At 69.5% G+C, this 23,718-nt stretch carries 21 protein-coding genes; 15 read left to right on the top strand and 6 right to left on the bottom strand.

Going from position 1 to position 23,718, the window contains the following annotated elements:
- Positions 1–86 precede the first annotated feature (86 nt).
- From HLH28_RS15290 to HLH28_RS15260, 7 genes are all read left to right on the top strand, one after another.
- Entirely contained in the window at positions 87–743 is a 657-nt protein-coding gene (locus HLH28_RS15290) for a regulatory protein RecX (protein WP_246396259.1), read from the top strand.
- Positions 740–1,237, top strand: a complete 498-nt coding sequence (locus tag HLH28_RS15285) for a CHAP domain-containing protein (RefSeq protein ID WP_182960753.1) — start codon at positions 740–742, stop codon at positions 1,235–1,237. Before HLH28_RS15290 ends, HLH28_RS15285 begins: the two co-directional genes overlap by 4 nt.
- Positions 1,238–1,389: 152 nt before the next feature.
- Complete coding sequence (locus tag HLH28_RS15280) at positions 1,390–1,659, top strand: twin-arginine translocase TatA/TatE family subunit (protein WP_182960750.1); 270 nt, start codon at positions 1,390–1,392, stop codon at positions 1,657–1,659.
- Positions 1,660–1,683: 24 nt separating this feature from the next.
- Positions 1,684–2,310, top strand: a complete 627-nt coding sequence (locus tag HLH28_RS15275; RefSeq protein WP_182960748.1) for a methylthioribulose 1-phosphate dehydratase — start codon at positions 1,684–1,686, stop codon at positions 2,308–2,310.
- Positions 2,307–2,846, top strand: coding sequence for a 1,2-dihydroxy-3-keto-5-methylthiopentene dioxygenase (locus HLH28_RS15270; protein ID WP_182960746.1), 540 nt, complete (start codon positions 2,307–2,309; stop codon positions 2,844–2,846). The genes HLH28_RS15275 and HLH28_RS15270 overlap by 4 nt, the downstream gene beginning before the upstream one ends.
- 13 nt (positions 2,847–2,859) lie before the next feature.
- Entirely contained in the window at positions 2,860–3,573 is a 714-nt protein-coding gene (gene mtnC / locus HLH28_RS15265) for an acireductone synthase (protein WP_182960744.1), read from the top strand.
- 7 nt (positions 3,574–3,580) lie between these two features.
- Complete coding sequence (locus HLH28_RS15260) at positions 3,581–4,528, top strand: bifunctional riboflavin kinase/FAD synthetase (RefSeq protein ID WP_182960743.1); 948 nt, start codon at positions 3,581–3,583, stop codon at positions 4,526–4,528.
- Positions 4,529–4,566: 38 nt separating this feature from the next.
- On the opposite strand, the gene HLH28_RS15255 is transcribed toward HLH28_RS15260, so the two are convergent.
- Positions 4,567–5,718, bottom strand: coding sequence for an MFS transporter (locus HLH28_RS15255; protein WP_182960742.1), 1,152 nt, complete (start codon positions 5,716–5,718; stop codon positions 4,567–4,569).
- Between the two features lie 224 nt (positions 5,719–5,942).
- On the opposite strand from HLH28_RS15255, the gene ileS reads away from it, so the two are divergent.
- From ileS to HLH28_RS15225, 6 genes are all read left to right on the top strand, one after another.
- The gene (gene ileS / locus HLH28_RS15250; RefSeq protein WP_182960741.1) at positions 5,943–8,843 is read left to right on the top strand and encodes an isoleucine--tRNA ligase; all 2,901 of its coding nucleotides are present in this window, start codon (positions 5,943–5,945) and stop codon (positions 8,841–8,843) included.
- A complete protein-coding gene (gene lspA / locus HLH28_RS15245; RefSeq protein WP_182960740.1) occupies positions 8,840–9,376 on the top strand; it encodes a signal peptidase II in 537 nt (178 codons plus the stop codon). Before ileS ends, lspA begins: the two co-directional genes overlap by 4 nt.
- A gap of 10 nt (positions 9,377–9,386) precedes the next feature.
- On the top strand, positions 9,387–9,908 hold the full coding sequence (locus HLH28_RS15240) for a DUF3035 domain-containing protein (protein WP_182960739.1): 522 nt from the start codon (positions 9,387–9,389) through the stop codon (positions 9,906–9,908).
- Between the two features lie 134 nt (positions 9,909–10,042).
- A complete protein-coding gene (gene mutL / locus HLH28_RS15235; protein WP_182960737.1) occupies positions 10,043–11,959 on the top strand; it encodes a DNA mismatch repair endonuclease MutL in 1,917 nt (638 codons plus the stop codon).
- Positions 11,960–12,172: 213 nt separating this feature from the next.
- Positions 12,173–13,816 carry a porin gene (locus tag HLH28_RS15230; protein WP_182960735.1) on the top strand — a complete coding sequence of 548 codons (1,644 nt, stop codon included), beginning with the start codon at positions 12,173–12,175 and terminating at the stop codon, positions 13,814–13,816.
- 194 nt (positions 13,817–14,010) lie between these two features.
- Positions 14,011–15,522, top strand: a complete 1,512-nt coding sequence (locus tag HLH28_RS15225; RefSeq protein WP_182960733.1) for an NADH-quinone oxidoreductase subunit M — start codon at positions 14,011–14,013, stop codon at positions 15,520–15,522.
- 57 nt (positions 15,523–15,579) lie between these two features.
- Here HLH28_RS15225 and HLH28_RS15220 read toward each other — a convergent pair whose 3' ends face one another.
- The 3 genes from HLH28_RS15220 to HLH28_RS15210 all read right to left on the bottom strand — a co-directional run bounded on the left by HLH28_RS15220 (position 15,580) and on the right by HLH28_RS15210 (position 18,780).
- Positions 15,580–15,927: an acyl-CoA thioesterase gene (locus tag HLH28_RS15220; RefSeq protein WP_182960833.1), complete on the bottom strand. Its 348-nt coding sequence runs from the start codon at positions 15,925–15,927 to the stop codon at positions 15,580–15,582.
- A gap of 203 nt (positions 15,928–16,130) precedes the next feature.
- Complete coding sequence (locus HLH28_RS15215; protein ID WP_182960731.1) at positions 16,131–17,591, bottom strand: AMP nucleosidase; 1,461 nt, start codon at positions 17,589–17,591, stop codon at positions 16,131–16,133.
- Between the two features lie 31 nt (positions 17,592–17,622).
- Positions 17,623–18,780 carry an energy transducer TonB gene (locus HLH28_RS15210; RefSeq protein ID WP_182960729.1) on the bottom strand — a complete coding sequence of 386 codons (1,158 nt, stop codon included), beginning with the start codon at positions 18,778–18,780 and terminating at the stop codon, positions 17,623–17,625.
- A gap of 133 nt (positions 18,781–18,913) precedes the next feature.
- On the opposite strand from HLH28_RS15210, the gene HLH28_RS15205 reads away from it, so the two are divergent.
- Positions 18,914–19,585 (top strand): DNA-3-methyladenine glycosylase family protein, encoded by a 672-nt coding sequence (locus tag HLH28_RS15205; protein WP_182960727.1) that lies wholly within the window; start codon positions 18,914–18,916, stop codon positions 19,583–19,585.
- 87 nt (positions 19,586–19,672) lie between these two features.
- Here HLH28_RS15205 and HLH28_RS15200 read toward each other — a convergent pair whose 3' ends face one another.
- Both HLH28_RS15200 and HLH28_RS15195 read right to left on the bottom strand, forming a co-directional pair.
- Positions 19,673–20,464, bottom strand: a complete 792-nt coding sequence (locus HLH28_RS15200; RefSeq protein ID WP_182960725.1) for an alpha/beta fold hydrolase — start codon at positions 20,462–20,464, stop codon at positions 19,673–19,675.
- An 18-nt stretch (positions 20,465–20,482) separates the two neighbouring features.
- Positions 20,483–21,481: an NAD(P)H-quinone oxidoreductase gene (locus HLH28_RS15195; RefSeq protein WP_182960831.1), complete on the bottom strand. Its 999-nt coding sequence runs from the start codon at positions 21,479–21,481 to the stop codon at positions 20,483–20,485.
- Positions 21,482–21,721: 240 nt separating this feature from the next.
- Between HLH28_RS15195 and HLH28_RS15190 the strand changes: the two genes are divergently transcribed.
- Positions 21,722–23,521 carry a chloride channel protein gene (locus tag HLH28_RS15190; protein WP_182960829.1) on the top strand — a complete coding sequence of 600 codons (1,800 nt, stop codon included), beginning with the start codon at positions 21,722–21,724 and terminating at the stop codon, positions 23,519–23,521.
- Positions 23,522–23,718: the final 197 nt, after the last annotated feature.

Raw genomic sequence — 23,718 nt, 5'->3', positions numbered from 1 at the left:
GTATTCGCCCACGATATTCGTCCGGGATCGGTCGTTCGGGCGGGGGCTGTTCCCCGTTCCGGCAGGTTTGTGCCATGCTGGCCCGCATGACGGATCGTACGGCACCGGCAACGAAGCGGCGCGGGCGGCGGGCTGACGGCCCGGCGCCCGATCGCGCCGCCCTGCGCGCGACCGCGCTGGCGCATCTGGCGCGCTTCGGCACCACGCGGGCCGGGCTGGAGCAGGTGCTGGCGCGGATGGTGCAGCGCTGGGCCCGCGGTGCGGCAGAGGCCGGACATCCCTCGGACGAGATCGAATCCCAGGCCGCCACGGCGCGCGCATTGGTCGCCGACGTGGTGCGTGACATGGCCGACCTGGGGGCGGTGGACGACGCGGCCTTCGCCGGGTCGCGGGCCCGGTCGCTGACGCGTGTCGGCCGGTCGCGCCGCGCGGTGCAGGCGCATCTTGCCGCGCGCGGGGTAGGGGAGGACGTGGCCGACGCCGTGCTGGACGACGCGCTGGGCACGCGCGACGGCGCGGGGTACGAGACCGAACTCGCGGCGGCGCTGGTCTTCGCGCGCAAGCGGCGGGTGGGGCCGTTCGGTCCGGCCGGGGATCACGACGACGACGGGGCGTTCGCGCGCCGCCTGCGGGCGCTGGAGGCGATGGCCCGGGCCGGGTTCGGCCGCGCCGTCGCCGAGGCCGCCCTGGACATGGACCCCGATGAAGCCGAGGAACGGATCTTCCGGATGAAGTCGATATGAGGGGTGGCCCGACGGGTCGCGGGGCCGGACGCCTTGCTGGGGTGCTGGCGGTTGCGGGCGTACTGCCGCTGGCGGCATGCGGCGGCGGGTGGAACGGATCGGTGCAGTGCGCGCCCTATGCCCGGTCCGAGACCGGGCTGCGGCTCAGCGGGGCGGCGGCGGGGTGGTGGCGCCAATCCGCCGGGGTCTATGCCCATTCCCGCATGCCCGCCCCCGGCGCCGTCCTGGTGTTCCGCTCGACCCGTCGCCTGCCCGACGGGCATGTGTCGGTCGTCCGCCAGGTACGGGGCACGCGGGCGATCCTGGTCGACCAGGCGAATTGGGAACCAGGGCGCGTCGACCATGGCGTGCCGGTGGTCGACGTGTCGCCCGACAACGACTGGTCGGCGGTGCGGGTCTGGTGGCAGCCGGTTCACAGCATGGGAAAAAGCGTCTATCCGACGTACGGCTTCATTTCCCGCGACCTGCCGCGGCGTCCGTCCCCGGACGCCTGACGGGGGACAGGGAAGACGGCGCTTGCATGACGGACGATGCGGTTCCATGTCATGGAGCGGTTTCACGGTACGGGGCCGGCCGGCGCCGGCGACGGAATGCCGGCAATGGATGAACGCAGCTTCGCGTCACGGCGCGGAATCGAGGGTGTGCTATGGGTAGCTTGAGCATCTGGCACTGGCTGATCGTGCTTGCGGTCGTGCTGGTCCTGTTTGGCGGCGGCGGCAAGATCAGTACGCTGATGGGCGACGTCGCGCGGGGCGTCAAATCGTTCAAGAAGAACATGGCCGACGACGAATCGATGGAGGCCGGCGCCCCGGGCCAGCCCGGCGGGCATATCGCGCCGCCCGGTCCCGTGGTCGACGCGCAGAAGGACGCCAGCTTCACCGGCGCGGGGCGTCCGTCCGGCTCCTCCCACTCCTGACAGGCCGGCGCGGGACGGGCTGACATGGACAATATGGGTTTTGCCGACCCGTGGGCCGGGGCGGTGCAGGACATCGTCGCGGCGGGACGGCGGATGGACCGCTTCGGCTGGGTGCCCGCGACGGCCGGCAATATCAGCCGCCGGCTGGCCGATGGACGGATCGCCATCACCCGGTCGGGGGGCCACAAGGGCCATCTGACCCCGGACGGCGTGATCGAGGTCGCGCCGGACGGCCGTGCGGTGCATGCGGGCGACCGGCCCAGCGCGGAGACGCTGCTGCATTGCCAGGTCTATGCCTTCGCCCCCGATGTCGGCGCGGTGCTGCACGGCCATTCCGTGGCCTCGACCGTGCTGTCGATGGCGGCGGACGGGGATGCCATCGTCCTGTCGGGCTACGAGGTGCTGAAGGTGTTCGAGGGACAGGACACCCATGATGCGACCGTGCGCCTGCCGGTCTTCGACAACGACCAGGACATCGCCCGGCTGTCGCGGGCGGTCGCGCCGCATCTGGGCCGGATGCCGGCGGGCTATGTGATCCGTGGCCATGGCGTCTATGTCTGGGGCGGAAGCATGGACATCGCCCTGGCGCGGCTGGAGGGGCTGGAATTCCTGCTGGCCTGCGAACTGGAACGAAGGAAGATCGGTCGATGAGCCGCCTGACCGTCTATCGCGACGACAGTCCCGACACGATCATGCAGCGAACCGAGGAGCCGGCGGAGATCTCGGCGGTGCTGCGCGGCATAGGCGTCCGTTTCGAACGCTGGGACAGCCCGGTGGTGCCGCCCCGCGACGCCACGCCGGACGAGGTCCTGACGGTCTATCGTCCCTATCTGGACGAATTGATGGGCGAGACCGGGGCCGGATCGGCGGACGTGGTTCGGATCAGCGCCGCCACCCCGAACCTGGCCGCGCTGCGCGACAAATTCCTGTCCGAACACACGCATAGCGAGGACGAGGTCCGTTTCTTCGTCCATGGCTGGGGCAATTTCGTGCTGCATGTCGGGGGCCATGTCTATGACGTGCGCTGCACCGAGGGCGACCTGATCTCGGTCCCCGAGGGGATTCCGCACTGGTTCGACGCGGGGCCGGAACCCGATGTCGTGGCGCTGCGGGTCTTTACCGACACCACGGGCTGGGTCGCCCGCTACACGGGCGATGACATCGCCCGGCAGTTTCCCGTCACCTGAAGGCGTTGAAGACATGACGGCGACGGCATGCGTGTCGGCCGGGATCGATACGGTCCTGCTGGATATCGAGGGGACCACCATTCCGGTTTCTTTCGTTCATAGCGTCCTGTTTCCCTACGCGCGGGCGGCGATGCCCGTCCTGCTGGCGCAGCGGGCCGACGACCCCGCCGTCCGTGCGGCGGTGGCCGAGATCGCGGACCTCGCCCCCGGCGTGCCGCCGCTGGCGCAGTTGAATGCCTGGATGGACGCGGACGAGAAGATCGGCCCGCTGAAGGCCCTGCAGGGTCTGGCCTGGGCCGATGGCTATCGCACCGGCGCCCTGCGGGCCACCCTGTTCGCGGACGTGGCCCCCGCCTTGCGGCGCTGGCATGCGGCGGGGCTGCGGCTGGCGGTCTATTCCTCGGGGTCCGAGGCGGCGCAGCGCCTGATCTACGGCCATACGACCGAGGGCGATTTCATCCCGCTGTTCGACGGATTCTACGATCTGCGGATCGGCGGCAAGCGGGCGGCCGAAAGCTATCGCGCCATCCTGGCCGAGACCGGCTGGACACCCGGCCGCACCCTGTTCCTGTCGGACATCGTCGCCGAACTGGACGCCGCGGCGCAGGCCGGTCTGCGCACCTGCCAGCTGGTCCGGGCCGAGGACGGGACGGTTGCCGGCACGGCCCATCCGGTCGCCGCCACGCTGGACGACGTGTCGCGGCTGTTCGCGCTGCCGGCGGCATGAGGACGGCATGAAGACGCACCTGCACACCGGCTGGCGCCACATCCCGGCCGAGGCCCGCGGCATGGCGGCGGCGCTGGGCAATTTCGACGGCGTGCATCTGGGTCATGCGCATCTGCTGCACACCCTGCACGCGGCGCGGCCCGACCTGGGACTGGCGGTCGTGACGTTCGAACCCCACCCGCGCGAACTGTTCCGTCCGCAGGACCCGCCCTTCCGCCTGACTCTGCCGGATGAACGGCTGTCGGCCCTGTCGGCGCTGGGGGTGCGGCACGTCTTTCAGATCCCGTTCGACGCCGCGTTCAGCGCGATGTCGGCCGAACGCTTCGTGACCGATGTGCTGCATGAGGGGCTGGGCCTGCGCCATCTGGCCTGCGGGGCCGATTTCGCCTTCGGCCACCGGCGCGGCGGCAACGTCACCTTCCTGTCCGAAAGGGCCGAGGAACTGGGGCTGGGCTTGACGGTGGTGCCGGCGCTGGCGGATGCCGGCGGTCCCTATTCCTCGACACGCATCCGCCGCCTGCTGCAGGACGGATACCCCGAACGCGCGGCCGAGGAACTGGGGCGCCCGTGGTCCATCCGCGGCGTCGTGCAGCACGGCGACAAGCGCGGCCGCCTGCTGGGCTTCCCGACCGCGAACATCCCGCTGGGCCGGCATCTGGAACCCGCGCGCGGGGTCTATGCCGTGACCGTGCGCCTGACGGACGGCCGGTCCCTGCCCGGCGTCGCCAATATCGGCCGCCGCCCGACCATCGATGACGGCCAGGAAAGCCGGCTGGAGGTCCATCTGCTGGATTTCGAGGGCGGTCTGTACGACCAGACCCTGTCGGTCGCGCTGCACGACCTGTTGCGCGAGGAACGCCGATTCACCGGCTTGGACGCCCTGAAGACCCAGATCGCCCTGGACGCCACCGCCGCTCGGGCTTATCTGGCCGAAATGCTGCGCGGCAGGGTCTGAGCGGCGCGGTACGGGGCTGAAGGGTTCCGTCTGAGGGGTCAGGCTTCGGGGGCGAGCCGCCCGTGGCGGGATGCCAGGACGAGCAGGACGCCGAAGGCGGCGAGGGCCAGGCCGAGGGCGGAGACTGTCGCGTAGCCGAAACCGAATGACAGGACGCCGCCGCCCAGAGCGGCGCCCAGGGCGTTTCCGAGGTTGAAGGCCCCGATATTGACCGACGAGGCGAGACCGGGGGCTTCGTGCGCGGCCTGCATGGTGCGCATCTGCAGGGCGGGCATGATGGAGAAGCTGGCGATGCCCCAGAGCAGGACGCCGATCAGGGCGCCGGCCGGTGTCTGTGCCGCGAAGGGGAAGGCCAGCATGATGAAGCCGAGGATCGGGAAGAAGGTGAGGAGCGTGCCGGTGAGGGATCGGTCCGCCGTGCGGCCCCCGATCGCGTTGCCGATGCTGAAGCCGATGCCGATCAGCATGAGGGCGGCGGTCACCAGGCTGGGGCTGGCGTGGGTGATGGTTTCCAGCATGGGGGCGATGTAGGTGTACAGCTCGAACATGGCGCCTGCGCCGATGACGGTGACGCCGAGCGCCATCAGGACGTTGGGGCGCAGGATGACCTTCAGTTCGGCGGCGGCGTCGGGCCTTGTGCCGGCTTCGGCCAGCGGCAGCGCGGCGATGAGGGCGGCGGCGGAGATGAGTCCGAGGAACGAGATGGCCACGAAGGCCTGGCGCCACCCCAGGACATCGCCCAGCCATGTTGCGGTGGGGACGCCGAAGATATTGGCGACGGTCAGGCCCATGAACATGCTGGCCACGGCGCGGGCGCGGCGGGAGCGATCCACCAGGCTGGCCGCTTCGACCGCGCCAAGGCCGAAGAAGGCGCCGTGGGAGAGGCTGGTCAGGACCCGCGCGAGCAGAAGCTGGGTATAGGAATCGGCTGCGGCCGCCGCGAGGTTTCCGATCGTGTAGAGGATCATCAGGCCGATGAGCGCGTATTTGCGCGGGTAGCGGGCCAGCAGCAGCGTCATGACCGGCGCGCCCCCCATGACGCCGAAGGCATAGGCGCTGATGAGGCCCCCGGCCTGGGGCACGCTGACATGAACGCCCCGCGCCAGGACGGGCAGCAGGCCCATGGGGGTGAATTCGGTGACACCGATTGCGAATGCGCCGACCGCGAGAGCTATCAGTGCCAGGTTCATCCGTGTCTCTTCGTTCCGTTGCGACTTGTTCTGTGAACAGAATAGTCCACGGCGGTGGGGAAACACAAACCGGGGCGGGTTCCTGCGGTCGGCCCGTCGTGACCGGCGCCCGTCCGGTGCGGTGCTTGACCGCGGGGGTCGCCGCTCCGCATAAGGTTGCCTTTGTCTGGCCCGATCGGGCCTTGTCCGTCATTCTTGTCGCCAGAAGTCAGAAATTCAGGGTCATGACCGAGTCAAAACCACAGGATCTCTATCGGGAAACGGTGTTCCTGCCGACCACCAGCTTCCCCATGCGCGGCAGCCTGCCGAAGCGGGAGCCGGAGATTCTGGCGCGGTGGGCGCAGTGCGACCTGGACGGGCGCCTGCGCGCGCAGGCCCGGGGCCGGCCGTCCTTCATGCTGCATGACGGGCCGCCCTATGCGAACGGCAACCTGCATATCGGCCACGCGCTGAACAAGATCCTGAAGGACGTCATCAACCGCGCGCACCGCATGTCGGGCTTCGCGGTGCATTACGTCCCGGGCTGGGACTGCCACGGTTTGCCGATCGAGTGGAAGATCGAGGAAGAATACCGCAAGAGCGGACGCGACAAGGATTCGGTGCCGATCCTGCAATTCCGTGCCGAATGCCGCGCCTATGCCCAGAAATGGCTGGACGTGCAGGCCGCCGAATTCCGCCGCCTGGGCGTGCAGGGGGAATGGGACCGGCGCTACGCCACGATGGATTTTTCCTCCGAGGCCACGATCGCCGAGGAAATCGGCCGCTTCCTGCTGAACGGTCTGCTCTATCGCGGGCTGCGCCCGGTGATGTGGAGCCCGGTCGAGAAGACCGCCCTGGCCGAGGCCGAGATCGAATATCGCGACCATGAATCGACGACGATCCACGTCGCCTTTCCCTTCCTGCACGACCCGACCCCCGGGCGTGCCCTGGAGGACGTGTCGGCGGTCATCTGGACGACGACGCCCTGGACCATTCCGGGCAACCGGGCCATCGCGTTCGGGTCCGAGATCACCTATGCCGTGCTGCGCGTCGACGGCGTGACCGACGCGGCGATGCTGGAACCCGGCGCGCGCCTGCTGGTGGCCGAGGCCCTGATCCCGGCCTTCTGCGCCGCCGCCGGCATCACCGATCATTACGTGCTCTATACCCTGCCGGGCGAGGCGCTGACCGATGCGGTGTGCGCGCATCCGCTGCGGGGCGAGAACTACGATTTCGAGGTCCCGCTGCTGGCGGGCGATTTCGTCACCACCGACGCGGGCACCGGCCTGGTCCACATGGCCCCCGCCCATGGCGAGGACGATTTCGCCCTGTCCGTCGCGAACGGGGTCGAGGTCCCGGAAATGGTGCTGGATGACGGACGGTACGCCGACTGGGTGCCGCTGTTCGCCGGCACGCATGTCTTCAAGGCCGCCGATCCGGTCTGCGCCGCGCTGACGGCGGCGATGGAACGCGCGATCGCCGCCGGCCAGGCCCCGGCCGGCCTGGTCGCCCGGTCGACCCTGGTCCATTCCTATCCGCATTCCTGGCGGTCGCGCGCGCCGGTGATCTATCGCGCCACCCCGCAATGGTTCATCCGCATGGATGGCGAGGGCCATCTGCGCGCCCGCGCCCTGCGCGCGCTGGACGACGTGACCTTCGTGCCGGCGCAGGCGCGCAACCGCCTGACCTCGATGGTCGCGGGGCGTCCCGACTGGTGCATCAGCCGCCAGCGGGCCTGGGGCGTGCCGATCGCGGTGTTCGTGGAGAAGCGCACAGGCGAGGTCCTGCGCGACCCGGCGGTGATGGCGCGGATCGTCGAGGCCTTCCGCGCCGAGGGCGCGGATGTCTGGTACAGCGCCCCGGCCGCGCGCTTCCTGGGCGAGGGGCGCGACCCGGAAGATTACGAACAGGTGTTCGACATCGTCGATGTCTGGTTCGAAAGCGGCTCCAGCCACGCCTTCGTGCTGGGCCGCGACGGGATGCCGTTCCCGGCCGATCTGTATCTGGAAGGGTCGGACCAGCATCGCGGCTGGTTCCAGTCCTCGCTGCTGGAAAGCGTGGGCACGCGGGGCGTCGCGCCCTATCGCGCGCTGGTCACCAACGGCTTCGTGCTGGACGAGCAGGGCCGCAAGATGTCCAAGTCGCTGGGCAACGTGGTGGCCCCGCAGGATGTCAACGACTCGCTGGGCGCCGATATCCTTCGCCTGTGGGTAATGAATTCCGACACCAACGAGGATCTGCGCATCGGCGGCGAGATCCTGAAGCAGCAGGGCGAACTGTATCGCCGCCTGCGCAACACGCTGCGCTGGCTGCTGGGCGCGCTGGACGGCTTCGCCGAGGCCGAGCGCGTGCCCTACGAGCAGATGCCCGAGCTGGAGCAATGGGTGCTGCACCGGCTGACCGAGGTGGGCGGCCTGATCGCCGGCGCGGTGGAAAGCCACGAATGGGTCGGCGTCTACGGGGCGCTGCACGGGTTCTGCGCCACGGACCTGTCGGCGTTCTATTTCGACGTCCGCAAGGATGCGCTCTATTGCGACGGGACGGACAGCCTGCGCCGCCGGGCGGCGCGGACGGTGCTGGATCATCTGCATCGCTGCCTGTGCACCTGGCTGGCCCCCGTGCTGGTCTTCACCGCCGAGGAAGCCTGGACCGCCCGGTTCGGCGAGGAGGAGAGCGTGCATCTGCATGCCTTCCCGATCCTGCCGGAGGAATGGATCCGCCCCGACCTGGCCGATCGCTGGGCGACCCTGCGCGCCGTGCGCCGCGTCGTCACCACCGGAATCGAGGCCGCGCGGCGCGACGGTGTGGTGGGGTCGTCGCTGCAGGCGGCGCTGGATCTGCCGCTGTCCGAGGAGGAGGCCGCGCGTTTCGCCGACATCGACTGGTGCGAACTGGCGATCGTGTCGCAGGCCAGCGTGAGCGTGGAGGTCGGTGCGGCCTCGATCTACCTTGCGGGCGGCGAGGCGGCCGAAGGGGGCGGCGCCGTACCCGCGGGCGGGGCGCACGGCGCGCCGGTCATCCGTGCCGCCGGCGGGCATAAATGCGCCCGCTGCTGGAAGGTGCTGGAGGAGGTCGGGACCGTCGCCGCGCATCCGGAACTGTGCCTGCGCTGTATCGAGGTCGTCGACGCCCGGGCCGGGACATGACCGGCCCGGCCCGGCTGTGCCGCCTGGTAGGAGCGGCGCTGTTCGTTCTGGTCCTGCTGATCGACCAGGGCAGCAAATACTGGATCCTGTACGGCTTCGACCTGCCGGACCGCGAGACGGTGGCGCTGCTGCCGTTCCTGAACTTCACCATGGTCTGGAACCGCGCCATCACCTTCGGCATGCTGGGCGGGCTGGGGGCGGCGGGCCGGATCGTGTTCCCGGCCGTGTCGCTGCTGATCGTCCTGTTGCTGGCGGTGTGGATCGCGCGCACCACCCGCCCCTGGGTCGCGGGTGCGCTGGGCGCGATCATGGGCGGCGCGGTGGGGAACGTCATCGACCGGCTGCATTATGGCGCGGTCGTCGATTTCATCCACGCCCATGCCTATGGCTGGTCCTGGCCGGTGTTCAACCTTGCCGACGCGGCGATCGATTGCGGCGTGGCCGTCCTGCTGATCGACGGCCTGACCGACCGGCGCGGCCCGCGCGCGGCAGCGTTGAGCGGGACGCTTGCCGGAACCGAAAAGGAACGGTAATAGGCGAAGCATGGCGCCCTCAGTAACCCGTCTCCTGTCGTTCGCCCTCCTGATGTCGGGCGGAATCCTCCTTGCCGGTTGCACCGGATCGGATGTTACGCGGGCCTTCGGGCTGGAACGCGAAACGCCGGACGAATACACGGTGACGACGCGCGCGCCGCTGTCGATGCCGCCGACCGACGAACTGGCGGCACCGCACAGCGATGCCTCGCGCCCGCAGGACGAAAGCCCGCGCCTGCAGGCGCTGGAGACCCTGTCGCCCAACGTCGCGCTGCAGGGCGCGGGCGGTCCGCCCAGCGCCGGCCAGTCCGCCCTGGTGGACGAGGCCGACAATGCCGCCACCTCGCCGGACAAGGGTGAACTGGGCAAGGCGGGGCAGGGCTTCGTCGATCGCCTGATGTTCTGGAACGGCGGCGGCGCCGGCGGCGTGGTCGATGGCGAGGCGGAAAACCGTCGCCTGCGCCAGAACGCGGCCCTGGGCAACAGCCCCGTCCAGGGTGCGACCCCGACGGTCAAGGGCGGCGGCCAGTAATATTTAGAGCGGCCAATAATAACGGCCGCTTTTGAAACGGCTTTTTATTCTTCGGCGGCCGCTGCTGCCCGATCCGCCAGCCGGCTGACGCTTTGGGCCTGCACCGGGGCGGCGATCTGCTTTATCCTGAGACCATGCCCGATTCGCCGCACCTGCCCGTCCGTCCGGTCATCCGGCGCCTGTCGGAACAGGTGGTCAACCGGATCGCCGCCGGCGAGGTGATCGAACGCCCGGCCGCAGCACTGAAGGAACTGGTCGAGAACGCGATCGATTCCGGCGCGCGGCGCATTGCCGTCCTGCTTGAACGCGGCGGAATCGAGCGGATCGAGGTCGTCGATGACGGGTGCGGCATGGCGCCGGACGATCTGCTGCTGGCGGTCGAACGCCATTGCACCTCCAAACTGCGGGACGAGACGCTGGTGCGGATCGAAACGCTGGGATTCCGGGGCGAGGCCCTGCCGTCCATCGGTGCCGCCGCGCGGCTGAGCGTCGTCTCGCGCCCGCATGGGGCCGACAGCGCATGGCGGATCGCGGTGGAGGGCGGCATGGTGGGCGTGCCGGAGCCCTGCGCCGGGCCGCCCGGCACCCGCGTGGTGGTCGAAGATCTGTTCTTCGCCACGCCGGCGCGGCGCAAATTCCTCAAGAGCCCCCGTGTCGAATCCGGACATGCCGACATCACGGTGCGCCGCCTGGCCCTGTCTGTGCCCGGGGTGGCGTTCCGCCTGCAACTGGACGACCGGGTGCTGTTCGACCTGCCGGCGCAGGACATGGAATCACGCGTTGCCGCCATTCTGGAGGCCGAGGGCGCCGACGGCATGCTGGCGGTCGAGGGACGGCGGGGCGACCTGGTCCTGGCCGGATTCGCCTGCGGCCCGTCGGTCCACCGGGCCACGGCGGCCGGGCAGATCCTGCTGGTCAATGGCAGGCCGGTTGTCGATCCGGTGTTGCGGACGGCGGTGCGGGTGGCCTACCGGCATGTGATCGAACATGGACGGCATGCGGTGGTCGCGCTGTCGCTGACGATTCCGCCCGACCAGGTGGACGTCAATGTCCATCCGGCCAAGACCGAACTGCGCTTTGCCGATGCGGCGGCTGTGCGGGCGCTGGTGATCGGCGCGCTGGGCCGGGCACTGGGGGGCGGGGCCGGGGCGGCGGGCGTACGGCCAGGTCTGCTGCAATCGCGACCGTCCGCGCCGGCCCGGATCTGGTATCCCCCGCCCGACCGGCCGTCCGCCGACCCGTTCGCGGCCCCCCTTGCGCGGCCTGAGGGCCTGGCCGCGACGCGGCTGGACCTGGGCGACCGCCCCGCCGCACGGATCGTGTCGGGCCCGTCGGGCGACGCCGGAATGCCGGTCCCGACGGCATCCGCCCCTTCCTGGTCCGCGCCGCCCGCCGATGGGGAGGGCACGTCCGATCCGATCCGACCCGACCAGATCTTGCCTGATCCTGGCGATTATCCGCTGGGGGCGGCGGTGGCGCAGGTCATGGGCACCTACGTCATCGCCGTGTCGGGCGACGGGGGGCTGGTGCTGGTGGACCAACATGCGGCCCATGAACGCCTGACCCACGAACGGCTGCGGGCGCACTATCTGGACGGCACCATCCGGGCACAGCGCCTGCTGCTGCCCGAGGTCGTGACCCTGCCGCGCGGGCAGGCGGATCTGCTGATGTCCTTCGCCGGCACCCTGGCGGCGCTGGGGGTGGAAATCGAGTCGTTCGGCGGCGGTGCCGTGCTGGTGCGGGCGCTGCCGGCCCTACTGGGCACCGACGATCCGGCCGGCCTGCTGCGGGACATGGCCGAGGAACTGGCCGAGGACGATCTGGCCGGCCCTGCCGATATCCGGGCGCTGGATGGGCGGCTGGATGCCATCATCGCCCGCATGGCCTGCCATGGCAGCGTGCGCGCCGGCCGCACCCTGACCCGGGCGGAAATGGATGCCCTGCTCCGCGATATGGAGCGCACCCCGCGCGCCGGCACCTGTTCCCACGGGCGGCCGACCTGGCTGAAGCTGAGTCGGGCAGATCTGGAACGGATGTTCGGCCGCCGCTGAGCGGCCGGCTTAAACGCCTCCGAAGCGCATGGCCCCATCGAGCATGCGGCGTGGTCTCGGGAAAATGATCGTGGGTTTCCGCCATTTGCGATGTGCGGTGCCGGCGGACGGCCACTCCCTGTCTTTCGCGGGGGCGTGAAACGCGCCACCGTCGCCGGGCGGAACGTCATCACGTCAGAACAAACCAGAACGAAGACCACAGACGGAGGCCATATGTCGGCAAGAAGCCTGGCCCGGATCGGGGCCGTCCTTGTCATGGGCGCGACCGGGGGTGCCATGTTGGATGCGGCTGCCGCCCGGGCCGACGAATATACCGACCTTCTCGACATCCTTCTGATGAAGGGGAACCTGACCCAGGCCGAGCATGACGGGCTGCTGGCCAAGCATCTGCATCGCGGCCATGTCGCGTCCCATGGCGCCTCCCCCCGGGCGGCGCGGGTCGCCGTGACCCGGCGCGACGAGGCGGCCGGGCCGGTCGCGGTGGCGCACCACACGGAACTGCCCGGGCCGGTCGTGATCGGCGGGCCGACGCTGGACCCGTCCGTGATCCAGGCGCGGCAGGCGGCGGCGAGCGCCGCGGAAAGCGCACGGATGGCGCAGGCGGCGATGCTGTCGACGCGATCCGCGCTGGACAGCGCTAGCGTCGTACGGGTCGACAAATATGTCGCCGGCAAGGGACTGACCTTCCGGGCCGGTCCCATCGACATCACCCTGTCCGGCTTCATCAACGGATTCTATACCTACAACAGTCCGGCCGGGGGGATGCCCGTGGCGGGTGGGGTGTCGACCGGCGCCAGCGGGTTCGACTCGTCCGCCGTGCGCAACGGCCTGCTGCCGGCGGGGCTGATCCTGAAGCTGAAGACGACGCAGTCGGGCATCGACCTGAACGCCGTCCTGGGCATGTATCCCGGCATCGACAACGCGAAGAACGGCGCGTTCAACGCCAATACCGGCGGCAGCCCCGTCGGGCTGGGCACGGCCGGCATCGATTTCCGTCAGGTCTATATCACGGCCGGCACGACATCCTTCGGCACGGTCAAGATCGGCCGCGACCTGGCGATCTTCGGCGGGGATGCGATCCTCAGCGACGCCACCCTTCTCAGCGTCGGGTCCACCGGCAGCAACGCCAGTCCCGGCAATACCTCGCTGGGGCGCATCGGCGTCGGCTATGTCTATGCGGACTGGATCCCGCAGATTTCCTATGCCTCGCCCGTCGTCGCCGGCGTCCAGGCCACCATCGGCGTGCTGCAGCCGCTGGACGAATTCAATTTTGCCGGCGGCGGATTGTCCGCGGAATCGACGCAGCATTCCTCGCCGATGGTGCAGGGCAAGGTGACCTACGATTTCACGGCCGGCGACCTGACGGGCCGGATCTGGGCCGGCTTCCTGACGCAGCACCAGCAGGCGCTGACCGGCGCCGGCATCGCGCCCACGGCCACGCGGGGCGCCATGGTCGAAGCCGGCGAGATCGGCGCCAAGCTGACCTACGGGGCGGCCCAGGCCGTGGCCTATTATTACCGGGGCAGCGGCCTGGGAACGACGGGGCTGTTCTTCGACGGCGTCGCCGCGAACGGCCGCAAGCGGGATTCGGAAGGCTATTACGTGCAGGGCATGTACAATGTCGCCGGGAAGCTGAAGCTGGTCGGCAGCTACGGCGTCAGCAATCTGTACCAGGCGCCGGGGGAAAACAGCACGCTGCTGGTCCGTCGGAACGAATCCGAAATCGGGGCGGTGTATTACAGCCTGACGGACTGGCTCAACCTCGTCGGAGAGTATGCGCATACGAAGTCCGCCGCGCACGGGGCGAACAGCGCCAGCGACGACACCGCCTCGGGCGGCGCGATCCTGCTGTTCTGACGATCCGGTTGAACCGTCTTGCGGCCTGCGGTCCGACGCGCGTGCCCTGTGCATCGCGGCACGGGATTCGGGCGGTGCAAAACGAAAAGCAAGGGGAAACGTTCCACCTCGGCGTAACGTGAGCGGCCGGCGTCTGGTTTCCCTACCGGAAGGGGGATAGGCTTCGCGCATCATTCACGGACGATGAGACCGACGTGCATCCCATCCTGCTTCCCCTCGTCACGTATCTGCCGCTCGGCGGTGCGCTTGCCATCCTGCTGATGCGGGGCACCACCGAGGCCGTCGAGGGCGCGTCGCGCTGGGTGGCATTGTGGACCAGCCTGTTGGTCTTCGCGCTGTCGGTGCTGATGTGGATCGAATTCGATCCGCAGCAGCCGGGCTTCCAGTTCGTGCAGCTGCTGGACTGGGCGCCGTCCTTCGGGATCTCGTACCATGCCGGGGTCGACGGGATCAGCATCCTGTTCGTGCTGCTGGCGACCTTCCTGACGCCGCTGTCGATCATCGGCGGGTGGAAGCTGGTGACGAGCCGGGTGCGCGACTACATGGTCGCGGTCCTGCTGCTGGAAACGACCCTTGTCGGCCTGTTCTCGGCGCTGGACCTTGTGTTGTTCTACGTCTTCTACGAGGCGACGCTGATCCCGGGCAGCCTGATGATCGGCGTATGGGGCGGTCCGAAGCGGATCTGGGCGTCGATCCAGTTCTTCCTGTTCACCTTCGGCGGGTCGCTGTTCATGCTGCTTGCGCTGCTGGCGATGTGGAACGCAACCGGCACCACCGACATCCCCACGCTGATGCATGCGAATTTCCCGCGGGCCATGCAATGCTGGCTGCTGCTGGGCTTCGTGCTGGCCTTCGGGGTGAAGCTGCCGCTGTTCCCGCTGCATGCATGGCTGCCCGATGCCTATACCGAGGCCCCGACCCCGGCATCGGCCATGCTGTCGGGCGTGCTGTCCAAGGCCGGCGCCTACGGGCTGCTGCGCTTCGGCATCCTGATGTTTCCCGACGCGGCGCGGCTGTTCGCACCCTATGTCCTGACGCTGGGCGTCATCGCGGTGATCTATGCCGCGATCATCGCGCTGGCGCAGACGGACATGAAGCGGGTGATCGCCTATTCCTCGTTCTCGCACATGGGGGTGATCGCGGTCGGGCTGTTTACCCTGACGCCCGAGGGGATCGATGGCGCGATCTTCCAGATGCTGTCGCACGGGGTGGTGATCGCGGCCCTGTTCTTCTGCGTCGCCGCCGTGTCGTGGCGGGCGGAAACCCGGTCGATCGAGGCGTTCTCGGGCGTGGCCCACAAGATGCCGGTCCTGGCGACGCTGGCGATGCTGTTCGTCATGGCCAATATCGGCCTGCCGGGCACCGGGGCGTTCGTCGGCGAATTGCTGGTGATGGTCGGCGCCATCCACGTCTCGTTCTGGATCGCCTTCCTGGCCGGCAGCAGCATGATCCTGGGCGCAGTCTACATGCTGGTGCTGTATCGCCGGGTGATGTTCGGCGGCGCCGGGCGCGGGGTCGTCGCCATGCTGCGCGACCTGACGGGGCCGGAACTGGCGGTGCTGGTGCCGTGTGCCATCGTCACGCTGTGGATGGGCGTCCATCCCGCCAGCTTCCTGCGGGTCTTCGATCCGGCGGTCGTCAACGCCGTCGCGCCGCCGGCCGCGCAGGCGGCCGCTGCCGGCCCGGTGCGGCTGGCGGCGCGCTGACGCCAGCCACCAGGGCGCCTGAGCCCTGGATCCCGACGGGATTCCGGCCTCGCGCCGTCAGGCGGGATCGGTTTCCGTCGGCAGGGGGCGGGGGCGGCGGTCGTCGTCGATCGCGACGAAGGTGAAGACGCCTTCGGTGACCTTGATGGTTTCGTGCGAATGCCGGGCGCGGCGCCAGGTCTCCACATGGATCGACATCGATGTCCGGCCGGTGCGGACGATGGTGGTATAGAGGCTGACCTCGTCGCCGACCAGCACCGGCTGATGCAGGACGACCTTGTCGATGGCCACCGTCACGCAGCGTCCGCGCGCACGCAGCGCGGCCGTCGTTCCGGCCGCCAGATCCATCTGCGACATCAGCCAGCCGCCGAAGATGTCACCCGCCGCGTTGGCGTCGGCGGGCATCGCCACCACGCGGATCGTGGGCGGGATCGTCGGGCGGGTCGCGGCGGGCGTGGCGGTGCTGTCCGGCGAGGTGTCCGGAGCGGGGGCGCCCGAGGTGTCGGGACTGGTGGCCAGTGCGGTGCGGTTGGCGGTCACGCGAAAGATTCCTTGCAGGGACAGCAGGACATGCCAGGGCGACAGGTCAGGGAAACCGGCCCGGCGGGTCAGCGAAAAGCCGGTTCGTCGAACCCGCGTAGCTTGCGCGAATGCAGCCGGTCCACCCCCTGTGCGCGCAGCAGGCGCATGGTCTCGATCCCGACGGTCAGATGCTGCGATATCCGTTCGCGGTAGAAGGCATTCGCCATGCCCCGCAGTTTCAGTTCGCCATGCAAGGGTTTGTCGGACACGCACAGCAGCGTGCCGTAGGGAACCCGGAAGCGGAAACCGTTGGCGGCGATCGTCGCTGACTCCATGTCCACCGCGATGGATCGCGACATGTTGATCTGGGTGAACAGCTCGTTCAGCCGCAATTCCCAGTTCCGGTTGTCCGTCGTCATGACGGTGCCCGTGCGCAGGCGGGTCTTCAGTTCCGAATCGCGCAAGCCGGTCACGCGGGCCGTCACCTCCTGCAACGCGACCTGGACCTCGGCGATGGGGGGGACCGGAACCCAGGGGGGCAGATCGTCATCCAGCACATGGTCGTCACGGACATAGCCATGGGCCAGCACGTAGTCGCCCAGCCGCTGCGTCCGGCGCAGCCCGGCACAATGGCCGACCATCAGCCAGCAATGCGGGCGCAGGACCGCCAGGTGATCGGTGATCGTCTTGGCGTTGGCCGGACCCACGCCGATATTGACCAGGGTGATGCCGTCCCCGTCCGGTCGGCACAGATGATAGGCCGGCATCTGCGGCAGGCTGCCGGCATGAGAGGGCACCGGCGGGTCGTGCCGGCGGTGGACCTGGTCCCCGGGCTCGACGAAACGATCGTACTCGCCGCCCAGATCGACCTGCGCGCGGCCATAGTCGCGGAAGGCGTCCACATAGCGCTGGTAGTTGGTCAGCAGGATGAAGCGCTGGACATGGCGCGGTGACGTGCCGGTGTAGTGATGCAGCCGCGCCAGCGAATAATCCGTCCGTTCCGCCGTGAACAGCGCCAGGGGCCGGGGCGCGCCCGGCTGCGGCACGAAGGCACAATTGGCGATCGAATCGTCGGTGGCGCGCAGGTCCGGCAGCGCGAAATGCTGCTGCAAGGTCCGCAGGTCGTCCTCGGTGATCGCGGTGACGGCCTCTTCCATCACGTAGGGCAGCGGGATCGGACGCCGCGATCGGCCGACCAGGACAGGCTGGCGGTAATGGCGCAGCAGGATGTCGATCTGTTCGTGCCAATACGTGTGGAACAGCTCCGGCCGGGTCAGCGTGGTGCCGTAGAAGCCGGGTTCCAGCACCACGTCGAACGGCGGACGGGCCTCCTCGGGCGGGGGGCAGCGATCCACCGGAAAGGCCAGGTAGGGATAGGTCGGCGCGGCACCCGAGCCGGCATCCCGCCTGTCGGCGAAGGCCGTGCGCAATGCGCGCACCCCGGAGTCGTAGATTTCCGCGATCCGGTGCACGGCGTCCCCGGCGTCGGTGAAGGCCGTGAAATCCGTGCCGACGCGATCGCGGATCGCCGCCATGTCCTCGGCCATGTCCGTCTTCTCCCCGTCCCGGTCCGATCCTTTAACGCCGGATCAGGATGTAGTTGATCGTAAGGTCAATATCGAAATGATTGCCGACCATGTCCGGCGGTACCGGCGGAAGCTCCGCCCCGTGGAACATGCCCGTCGTGGCGGCGTCCAGGTAATACGATCCGGACTGCCCGGTCAGGCGCACGGACTTCACCCGGCCGCTGCGGTCCAGCACGACATGGACGGACGATGCCCCGTCCTCGCCGGCATGGGCGGCCTCCTCGGGGTAGTACATGTGGCTGCGGATCCAGCGGTCGATTTCCTCGCCGTAATCCTCGCTGACGCCCTTGATCTGGGTCTGCGTCGAATAGGGCACGTTCAGCTGCCCGTTGCGGACCATCGGACCGACCGACAGGTCGATCGGGCTGCCGGAGCCGCCGGCCCGTCCGCGCCGCTGGCGCTGCGGGCCCGGGGACGGGGCGAAGGACAGGTCCATCGGCGAATCGAAGGGGGACGGCTGGTGCATGGGCATGCGCGGCCGCGCGGGGTGCGTGTGATGGGGCGTCGGGCGGGGCGATGCCTGGCTTGCCTGACCCGGGCTCTGCGGCGCCGGGTTGGGCTGCGCGGTGGAGGGCTGGTCCGGCAGGGTCTGGTCCGACGGCGTGCGCGGCAGCGGCGGCGCGGCCGGCGTCTGGGGCGTCGGCACCGTCGGCGAGGGCGCCGAGTCGCTGGGCTCGGGCTGGTCGGGGTGGGGCACGTCGGGCGTGGGCTTGCTGGGATGTGCGCTGGACCCGCCCGCCTGGTCGGGCGAATTGCGGCCCTGCAGCCCGCTGGAGGCCGGCGGGGCGAACATCATCTCGACCGACGGGTTCTCGGGCGAGGACTGGGCGCCGGCATGGTGCCGGGCGCTCTGCAGGATCACCGCCAGCAGGACCAGGTGCAGCGCCACCGACACCAGCAGGACGGTGGTGACCCCCGGTTCCTCCATCGTGTCGGGCCGGATCATCGGCGCGCCGGGACGGCGCACGCCGCGATAGCCCTGCGGCCGTGCCACGGGGACCGGGCGCAGGCCCTCGCGCCCCTCCGGCCGGTCCGGCGGGGTGGGCCGCGTCGGCCGGCCGGAACCGCGCCCCGTTCCCGTGACGCGCGGGATCAGGACGGGCTCCTCGGCATGGCGATACCGGGAGGAAGGGCTGAGTGTCGCCGTCATGAAAGGCCGGGAGTCTCCGCGTGGTCGCCTGCGGCGTGTTCCGTTGCGATCGGGGCCGATCCTTGCAAGGCCCCGTGGTCATGTTGCCACCGACAGGATTGTCTTGCCAGCATAACTCTGATGGCATGGTGGGATGTCAATCGCCGATTTGTTACCCGATATCGACAGTGCCATCCGCGCCCATCTGTCGGCCGCCGATCCCGACCTGGCGGCGCTGGTCGCGCGGACGGGACCATGCCACCTGCGTGTCGATACGGTGCAGGAACCTTACGAGGCGCTGGTGAACGCCATCGCGCACCAGCAGCTTCACGGCCGGGCCGCGGTGGCGATCCTGGGCCGTTTCGTGGCGCTGGCCGGCGGGGTGTTTCCCGCCCCCGACGCGCTGCTGGCCATGTCGGTGGACGATTTGCGCGGCTGCGGGTTCTCGGGCAGCAAGATCCTGGCGATGCAGGGCGTGGCCCAGGCCCGCCTGGCCGGGATCGTCCCGTCCCGGCAGGAGGCGATGTTCCTTTCGGACGACGAACTGATCGCCCGCCTGACGAGCCTGCGCGGCATCGGGCGCTGGACGGTGGAAATGCTGCTGATCTTCGCGCTGGGCCGGCCGGACGTGATGCCGGTGGACGATTTCGGCGTTCGAGACGGCTGGCGCGTGCTCAAGGGCCTGGATGTGGCGCCCCGGCCGAAAGTCCTGGCCGACATTGCCCGGGCCTGGAGCCCCTATCGCTCGGCGGCGGCATGGTACCTGTGGCGTGCGTCCGACGAGGCGAAGCCGGCCGCCCGTGCGAATCCGATGACCGGCGCATGAGCGGCAGGTCAAGGCCGGCTTCCGTCCGAACCCGGCAAGGGCCCTGGCACTTGCATCCCGTTCGTTTCATAAAATCCTGCCCGGGGGTCAGTACGTCTCGGTGAAATCTTCCAGCAGGGCGGCGAAGCGGGTCGGGTTTTCGACATGCAGCCAGTGCCCGGCCTTTTCGATCAGTTCCAGCCGGTAGTTGGGAAACAGGCGGCGCATCACGCCGTAATGTTCGTGCCGGATGTAGGGCGAATTGGCGCCGGCCAGAAACAGGGTCGGCCCCGGATAGGAATAGCCCTCGGGGATATAGGGCCAGCTTTCGATGTTGGTCATCGAATCGACGATGTCGCGCAGGCCGATGATCCAGCCGGGGTTCTCGCCCAGCCGGATGTTCTGCAGCATCAGCGCGCGTACGTCCGCGTTGGGGATATCGGGTTTCAGCAGGGCGTCGGCCTCCGCCCGGTTCAGGTAGGACGGGAAGACGATGCGCAGCATGTGCTCGCCCAGCGAGAACTGGCCGTGGCCGGTCCGGGCGGGGGGGATATCCGCGACCAGCAGGCTGTGCACCATGCCCGGACGGGTCAGCGCCAGGGTCATCGCGACCTTGCCGCCCATCGAATGCCCGACCAGCGTCGCCGGCAGCGCCGCATGGTGGGCCAGGGTTTCCAGCAGGTCGGCCGCCATGGTGTTGTAGTCCATCGGGCCGTGCGGGCTGTCGCCGTGGTTGCGCAGGTCGATGGCCAGGGTCCGACGCGTCCGGGCCAGGCGGCGCTGGAAGAAGCCGAGATTGCGGGCCCGCCCGAACAGGCCATGGAGCAGGACGATCGGAGGCCGCGCGGAGTCGGCGCTTTCCGCCGCCTCCGGCCCACGCGCGATGACATTCAGCAGCACAGTCGCATGGTCCTCACCTCAGCCAGGCTGCATGTCCAGGACGATTTTCCCGGAATGGACGCCCGATTCCATAAGCTTATGGGCTTCCACCACCTGCGCAAAGGGGAAGGTGGCATGGATCAGCGGGGCGATGGTCCTTTTTGCCAGCAATGGCCAGATCGTCTCGCGCAGGCCCTGGGCGATCCGCGCCTTGTAGGCGGCGTCGCGTGGGCGCAGCGTCGTGCCCGTCACCGTCAGGCGACGGGTCATGATCCGCGCCAGCCCGACATCCTGCGCGCGGGCGCCGCCTTGCAGGGCGATGACGACCAGCCGCCCGTCCGGCGCCAGGCAGCGCAGGTTGCGTTCCAGGTACGGGCCGCCCATCACGTCCAGGATGACGTCCACCCCCAGCTTGTCCGTCAGGGCGGCGATGCGGTCGACGAAGTCTTCCTGACGATAATCGATCGCGGCCTCGGCCCCCAGTTCGACGCACAGCGCGCATTTGTCCGCCGACCCGGCGGTGGCGTAGGGGACGGCCCCCAGCGCGCGGGCGACCTGGATGGCGGCGGTGCCGATTCCGCCGCTGCCGCCATGGATCAGCACGCGCTCGCCCGCGACCAGATGCGCGGTCATGACCAGGTTCGACCATACGGTAAAGAAGGTTTCCGGCAGGGCGGCCGCGTGGATCGCGTCATACCCGTCCGGCCAGGGCAGGCATTGCCCGGCCGGGACGGCGCAATATTCGGCATACCCGCCGCCGTTCGCCAGTGCACAGACCCGCGTCCCGATGGCGGGAATGGAATCGGCGGGGGTGCCGGGGCCGGCCGCCACGATTTCGCCCGCGATTTCCAGGCCCAGGATCGGGCTGGCGCCCGGCGGCGGAGGATAGAGGCCCTGGCGCTGCATCAGGTCGGGCCGGTTGAGGCCGGCTGCCATGACGCGGACCAGGACCTCGCCCGGGCCGGGTACGGGCAGCGGCAGGTCGGTCAATGCCATGGCCTCCGGTCCGCCGGGCTCGCGGATCGTGACGGCGCGCATATGTCGGGGCAGGGATGGGGACAAGAGGTCATTCTCCGGCAAAGGGACCGCGAAAGGGGCGGGGACGTATCCGTCTGGCGGGATGATGGTATGGCGTAATTTGAGTTGATCGGGCCGGCGCATGACTTCAAATAGTCGGCAAGGGCGTCCCGCCGCGGGGACGCCGCGCGAAAGTGACCCGTCGTGCCGTCCTCCGCTTCCGGCCTGCTGAACCATCTGCGTCGTCATCGCGGCCCGCCTGTGCGGGATGAAGGATGGGCCGGGCGGAATGGCGGCGTCCGTGTGTCCCATGCGCCCCGGGTACTGCGGGCGCTGGTCCGCGCGGACGAGATCTGGCTGGTGCTGCTGGCAGCCTGCGTGGGCATTGCCGCGGGCATTCTGGTCAGCGCCATGACCCATACGACCCTGCTGGCCCATCGGGTCCTGTTCCTGGTCGCGGGTGACGGCCGGATTTCGGGGCTGGCGCATGTCGATCCCTGGCGGGCGGTCCTGGTGCCCACGCTCGGGGGGCTGGTGCTCGGCGCGCTGGGCCTGTGCGTGGCGCGCTACGTGCCCGGGCGGCCGGTCGACCCGATCGAGGCGAACGCCCTGCATGGCGGCCGGATGTCCATGCTCGACAGCGTTATCGTCGCCGTCCAGACCGTTCTGTCCAACAGCGTCGGCGCCTCGGTGGGGCTGGAGGCCGGGTTCTCGCAGGTCGGCGCCGCGATGGGGTCGCGCCTTGGATACATGTTCCGCGTCCGGCGCGAGGACCTGCGCCTTCTGGTCGGCTGCGGGGCCGCCGGCGCGATCGGGGCGGCGTTCGATGCGCCGCTGGCCGGGGCGTTCTATGCGTTCGAACTGGTGATCGGCACCTATTCTCTGGCGAACCTGGCGCCCGTGGCGCTGGCGTCGATCTGCGCGATCGGGGTGACGCACCTGCTGCACAGCGCGGCGCCGGGCATCGTCGTCGACCTGCCGGCGGGCCTGAGAATGGCCGATTACCTGCCGATCGCGACCCTGGGCATCATTGCGGCCCTGCTGGGGGTGGCGCTGATGTACAGCGTCACCCTGACCGAGGCCCTGTTCCGCCGTTCGGGCATGCCGGCATGGATGCGCCCCGCCGTGGGGGGCGTGGTGGTGGGGGCGATGGCCCTGGTCTCGCCCTCGGTGATGTCGTCGGGCCACTGGGCGATGCGCGTGGCGCTGGAGCAGGGGCGGCCGGCGGGCTGGGCGCTGGTGCTGCTGCTGATGAAGGCGGTCGCCTCGTCGGTGTCGATCGGCGCCGGCTTCCGCGGCGGCCTGTTCTTCGCATCGCTCTATCTGGGCGTGCTGACGGGGACGGCGTTCGGCGGCGGGCTGGCGCTGGTCTCGGCCACCCCGCTGTCGGTCGAGATCTGCGCCCTGGTGGGCATGAGCGCCATGGCCGTCGCGGTCGTCGGCGCGCCGATGACGATGGTCTTCCTGGCGCTGGAAATGACCGGCAGCCTGCCGCTGACCGGCGCGGTGCTGGTGGCGTCGGTCATCTCGTCGCTGACGGTACGACGGACCTTCGGCTATTCGTTCGCGACGTGGCGCTTCCACCTGCGGGGCGAGTCGATCCGCTCGGCGGTGGATATCGGCTGGATCCGGACCTTGACCGTCGGGCGGATGATGCGGCGCGACGTCAAGACGATCTGCCGGACCGCGACGGTCCAGGCCGCCCGGCATCACTATCCCCTGGGCTCGGCGCAGCGGTGCGTGCTGGTCGACGAGGCCGGCCGGTATGCCGGCATGGTGCAGGTGCCCGACCTGTATGCCGAAACGGTCCGCGAAAGCGATGATTTGGCGCGCTTCGCCCATTACGAAGACGTGATGCTGGTGCCGCAGATGAATGTCCGCGAGGCCATCGCCCGCTTCGAACAGGCCGAGAGCGACGCGCTTGTGGTGGTCGAGGACGTGGAAAGCCGCATCGTCCTCGGCCTGCTGACCGAACAGCACGCCCTGCGGCGCTACAGCGAGGAACTGGACCGGACCCGTCGCGAACTGGCCGGCGAGGGCCGCCTGCACGCGCGCGTCTGACGGACGTTTTCCCAAGGGGCCTTGCCCCAAAGGCCACCGGCCTTTGGAAACCGATCGTCAGGGGTCCAGGGCCTCGGGCCCTGGTAGGGCATGGGGCAAAGCCCCATGAAAAAGGGCGCCGGCCCTTGCCGGCCCGGCGCCCTGATCGGTTGATCCGGGTTGCGGATCAGACCGAGTAGTACATCTCGAACTCGGCC

Source organism: Gluconacetobacter tumulisoli, from assembly GCF_014174155.1.
Classification (GTDB): domain Bacteria; phylum Pseudomonadota; class Alphaproteobacteria; order Acetobacterales; family Acetobacteraceae; genus Gluconacetobacter; species Gluconacetobacter tumulisoli.
Note: the sequence above shows the minus strand (reverse complement) of the source record. Positions and strands in the feature narration are given on the sequence as shown.

Excerpts from the sequence above, each read along its gene's own strand:
- HLH28_RS15290 (WP_246396259.1), top strand. The coding sequence starts at position 87 with ATGACGGATCGTACGGCACCGGCAACGAAGCGGCGCGGGCGGCGGGCT.
- HLH28_RS15285 (WP_182960753.1), top strand. The coding sequence starts at position 740 with ATGAGGGGTGGCCCGACGGGTCGCGGGGCCGGACGCCTTGCTGGGGTG.
- HLH28_RS15280 (WP_182960750.1), top strand. The coding sequence starts at position 1,390 with ATGGGTAGCTTGAGCATCTGGCACTGGCTGATCGTGCTTGCGGTCGTG.
- HLH28_RS15275 (WP_182960748.1), top strand. The coding sequence starts at position 1,684 with ATGGACAATATGGGTTTTGCCGACCCGTGGGCCGGGGCGGTGCAGGAC.
- HLH28_RS15270 (WP_182960746.1), top strand. The coding sequence starts at position 2,307 with ATGAGCCGCCTGACCGTCTATCGCGACGACAGTCCCGACACGATCATG.
- mtnC (WP_182960744.1), top strand. The coding sequence starts at position 2,860 with ATGACGGCGACGGCATGCGTGTCGGCCGGGATCGATACGGTCCTGCTG.
- HLH28_RS15260 (WP_182960743.1), top strand. The coding sequence starts at position 3,581 with ATGAAGACGCACCTGCACACCGGCTGGCGCCACATCCCGGCCGAGGCC.
- HLH28_RS15255 (WP_182960742.1), bottom strand. The coding sequence starts at position 5,718 with ATGAACCTGGCACTGATAGCTCTCGCGGTCGGCGCATTCGCAATCGGT.
- ileS (WP_182960741.1), top strand. The coding sequence starts at position 5,943 with ATGACCGAGTCAAAACCACAGGATCTCTATCGGGAAACGGTGTTCCTG.
- lspA (WP_182960740.1), top strand. The coding sequence starts at position 8,840 with ATGACCGGCCCGGCCCGGCTGTGCCGCCTGGTAGGAGCGGCGCTGTTC.
- HLH28_RS15240 (WP_182960739.1), top strand. The coding sequence starts at position 9,387 with ATGGCGCCCTCAGTAACCCGTCTCCTGTCGTTCGCCCTCCTGATGTCG.
- mutL (WP_182960737.1), top strand. The coding sequence starts at position 10,043 with ATGCCCGATTCGCCGCACCTGCCCGTCCGTCCGGTCATCCGGCGCCTG.
- HLH28_RS15230 (WP_182960735.1), top strand. The coding sequence starts at position 12,173 with ATGTCGGCAAGAAGCCTGGCCCGGATCGGGGCCGTCCTTGTCATGGGC.
- HLH28_RS15220 (WP_182960833.1), bottom strand. The coding sequence starts at position 15,927 with ATGCCCGCCGACGCCAACGCGGCGGGTGACATCTTCGGCGGCTGGCTG.
- HLH28_RS15215 (WP_182960731.1), bottom strand. The coding sequence starts at position 17,591 with ATGGCCGAGGACATGGCGGCGATCCGCGATCGCGTCGGCACGGATTTC.
- HLH28_RS15210 (WP_182960729.1), bottom strand. The coding sequence starts at position 18,780 with ATGACGGCGACACTCAGCCCTTCCTCCCGGTATCGCCATGCCGAGGAG.
- HLH28_RS15205 (WP_182960727.1), top strand. The coding sequence starts at position 18,914 with ATGTCAATCGCCGATTTGTTACCCGATATCGACAGTGCCATCCGCGCC.
- HLH28_RS15195 (WP_182960831.1), bottom strand. The coding sequence starts at position 21,481 with ATGCGCGCCGTCACGATCCGCGAGCCCGGCGGACCGGAGGCCATGGCA.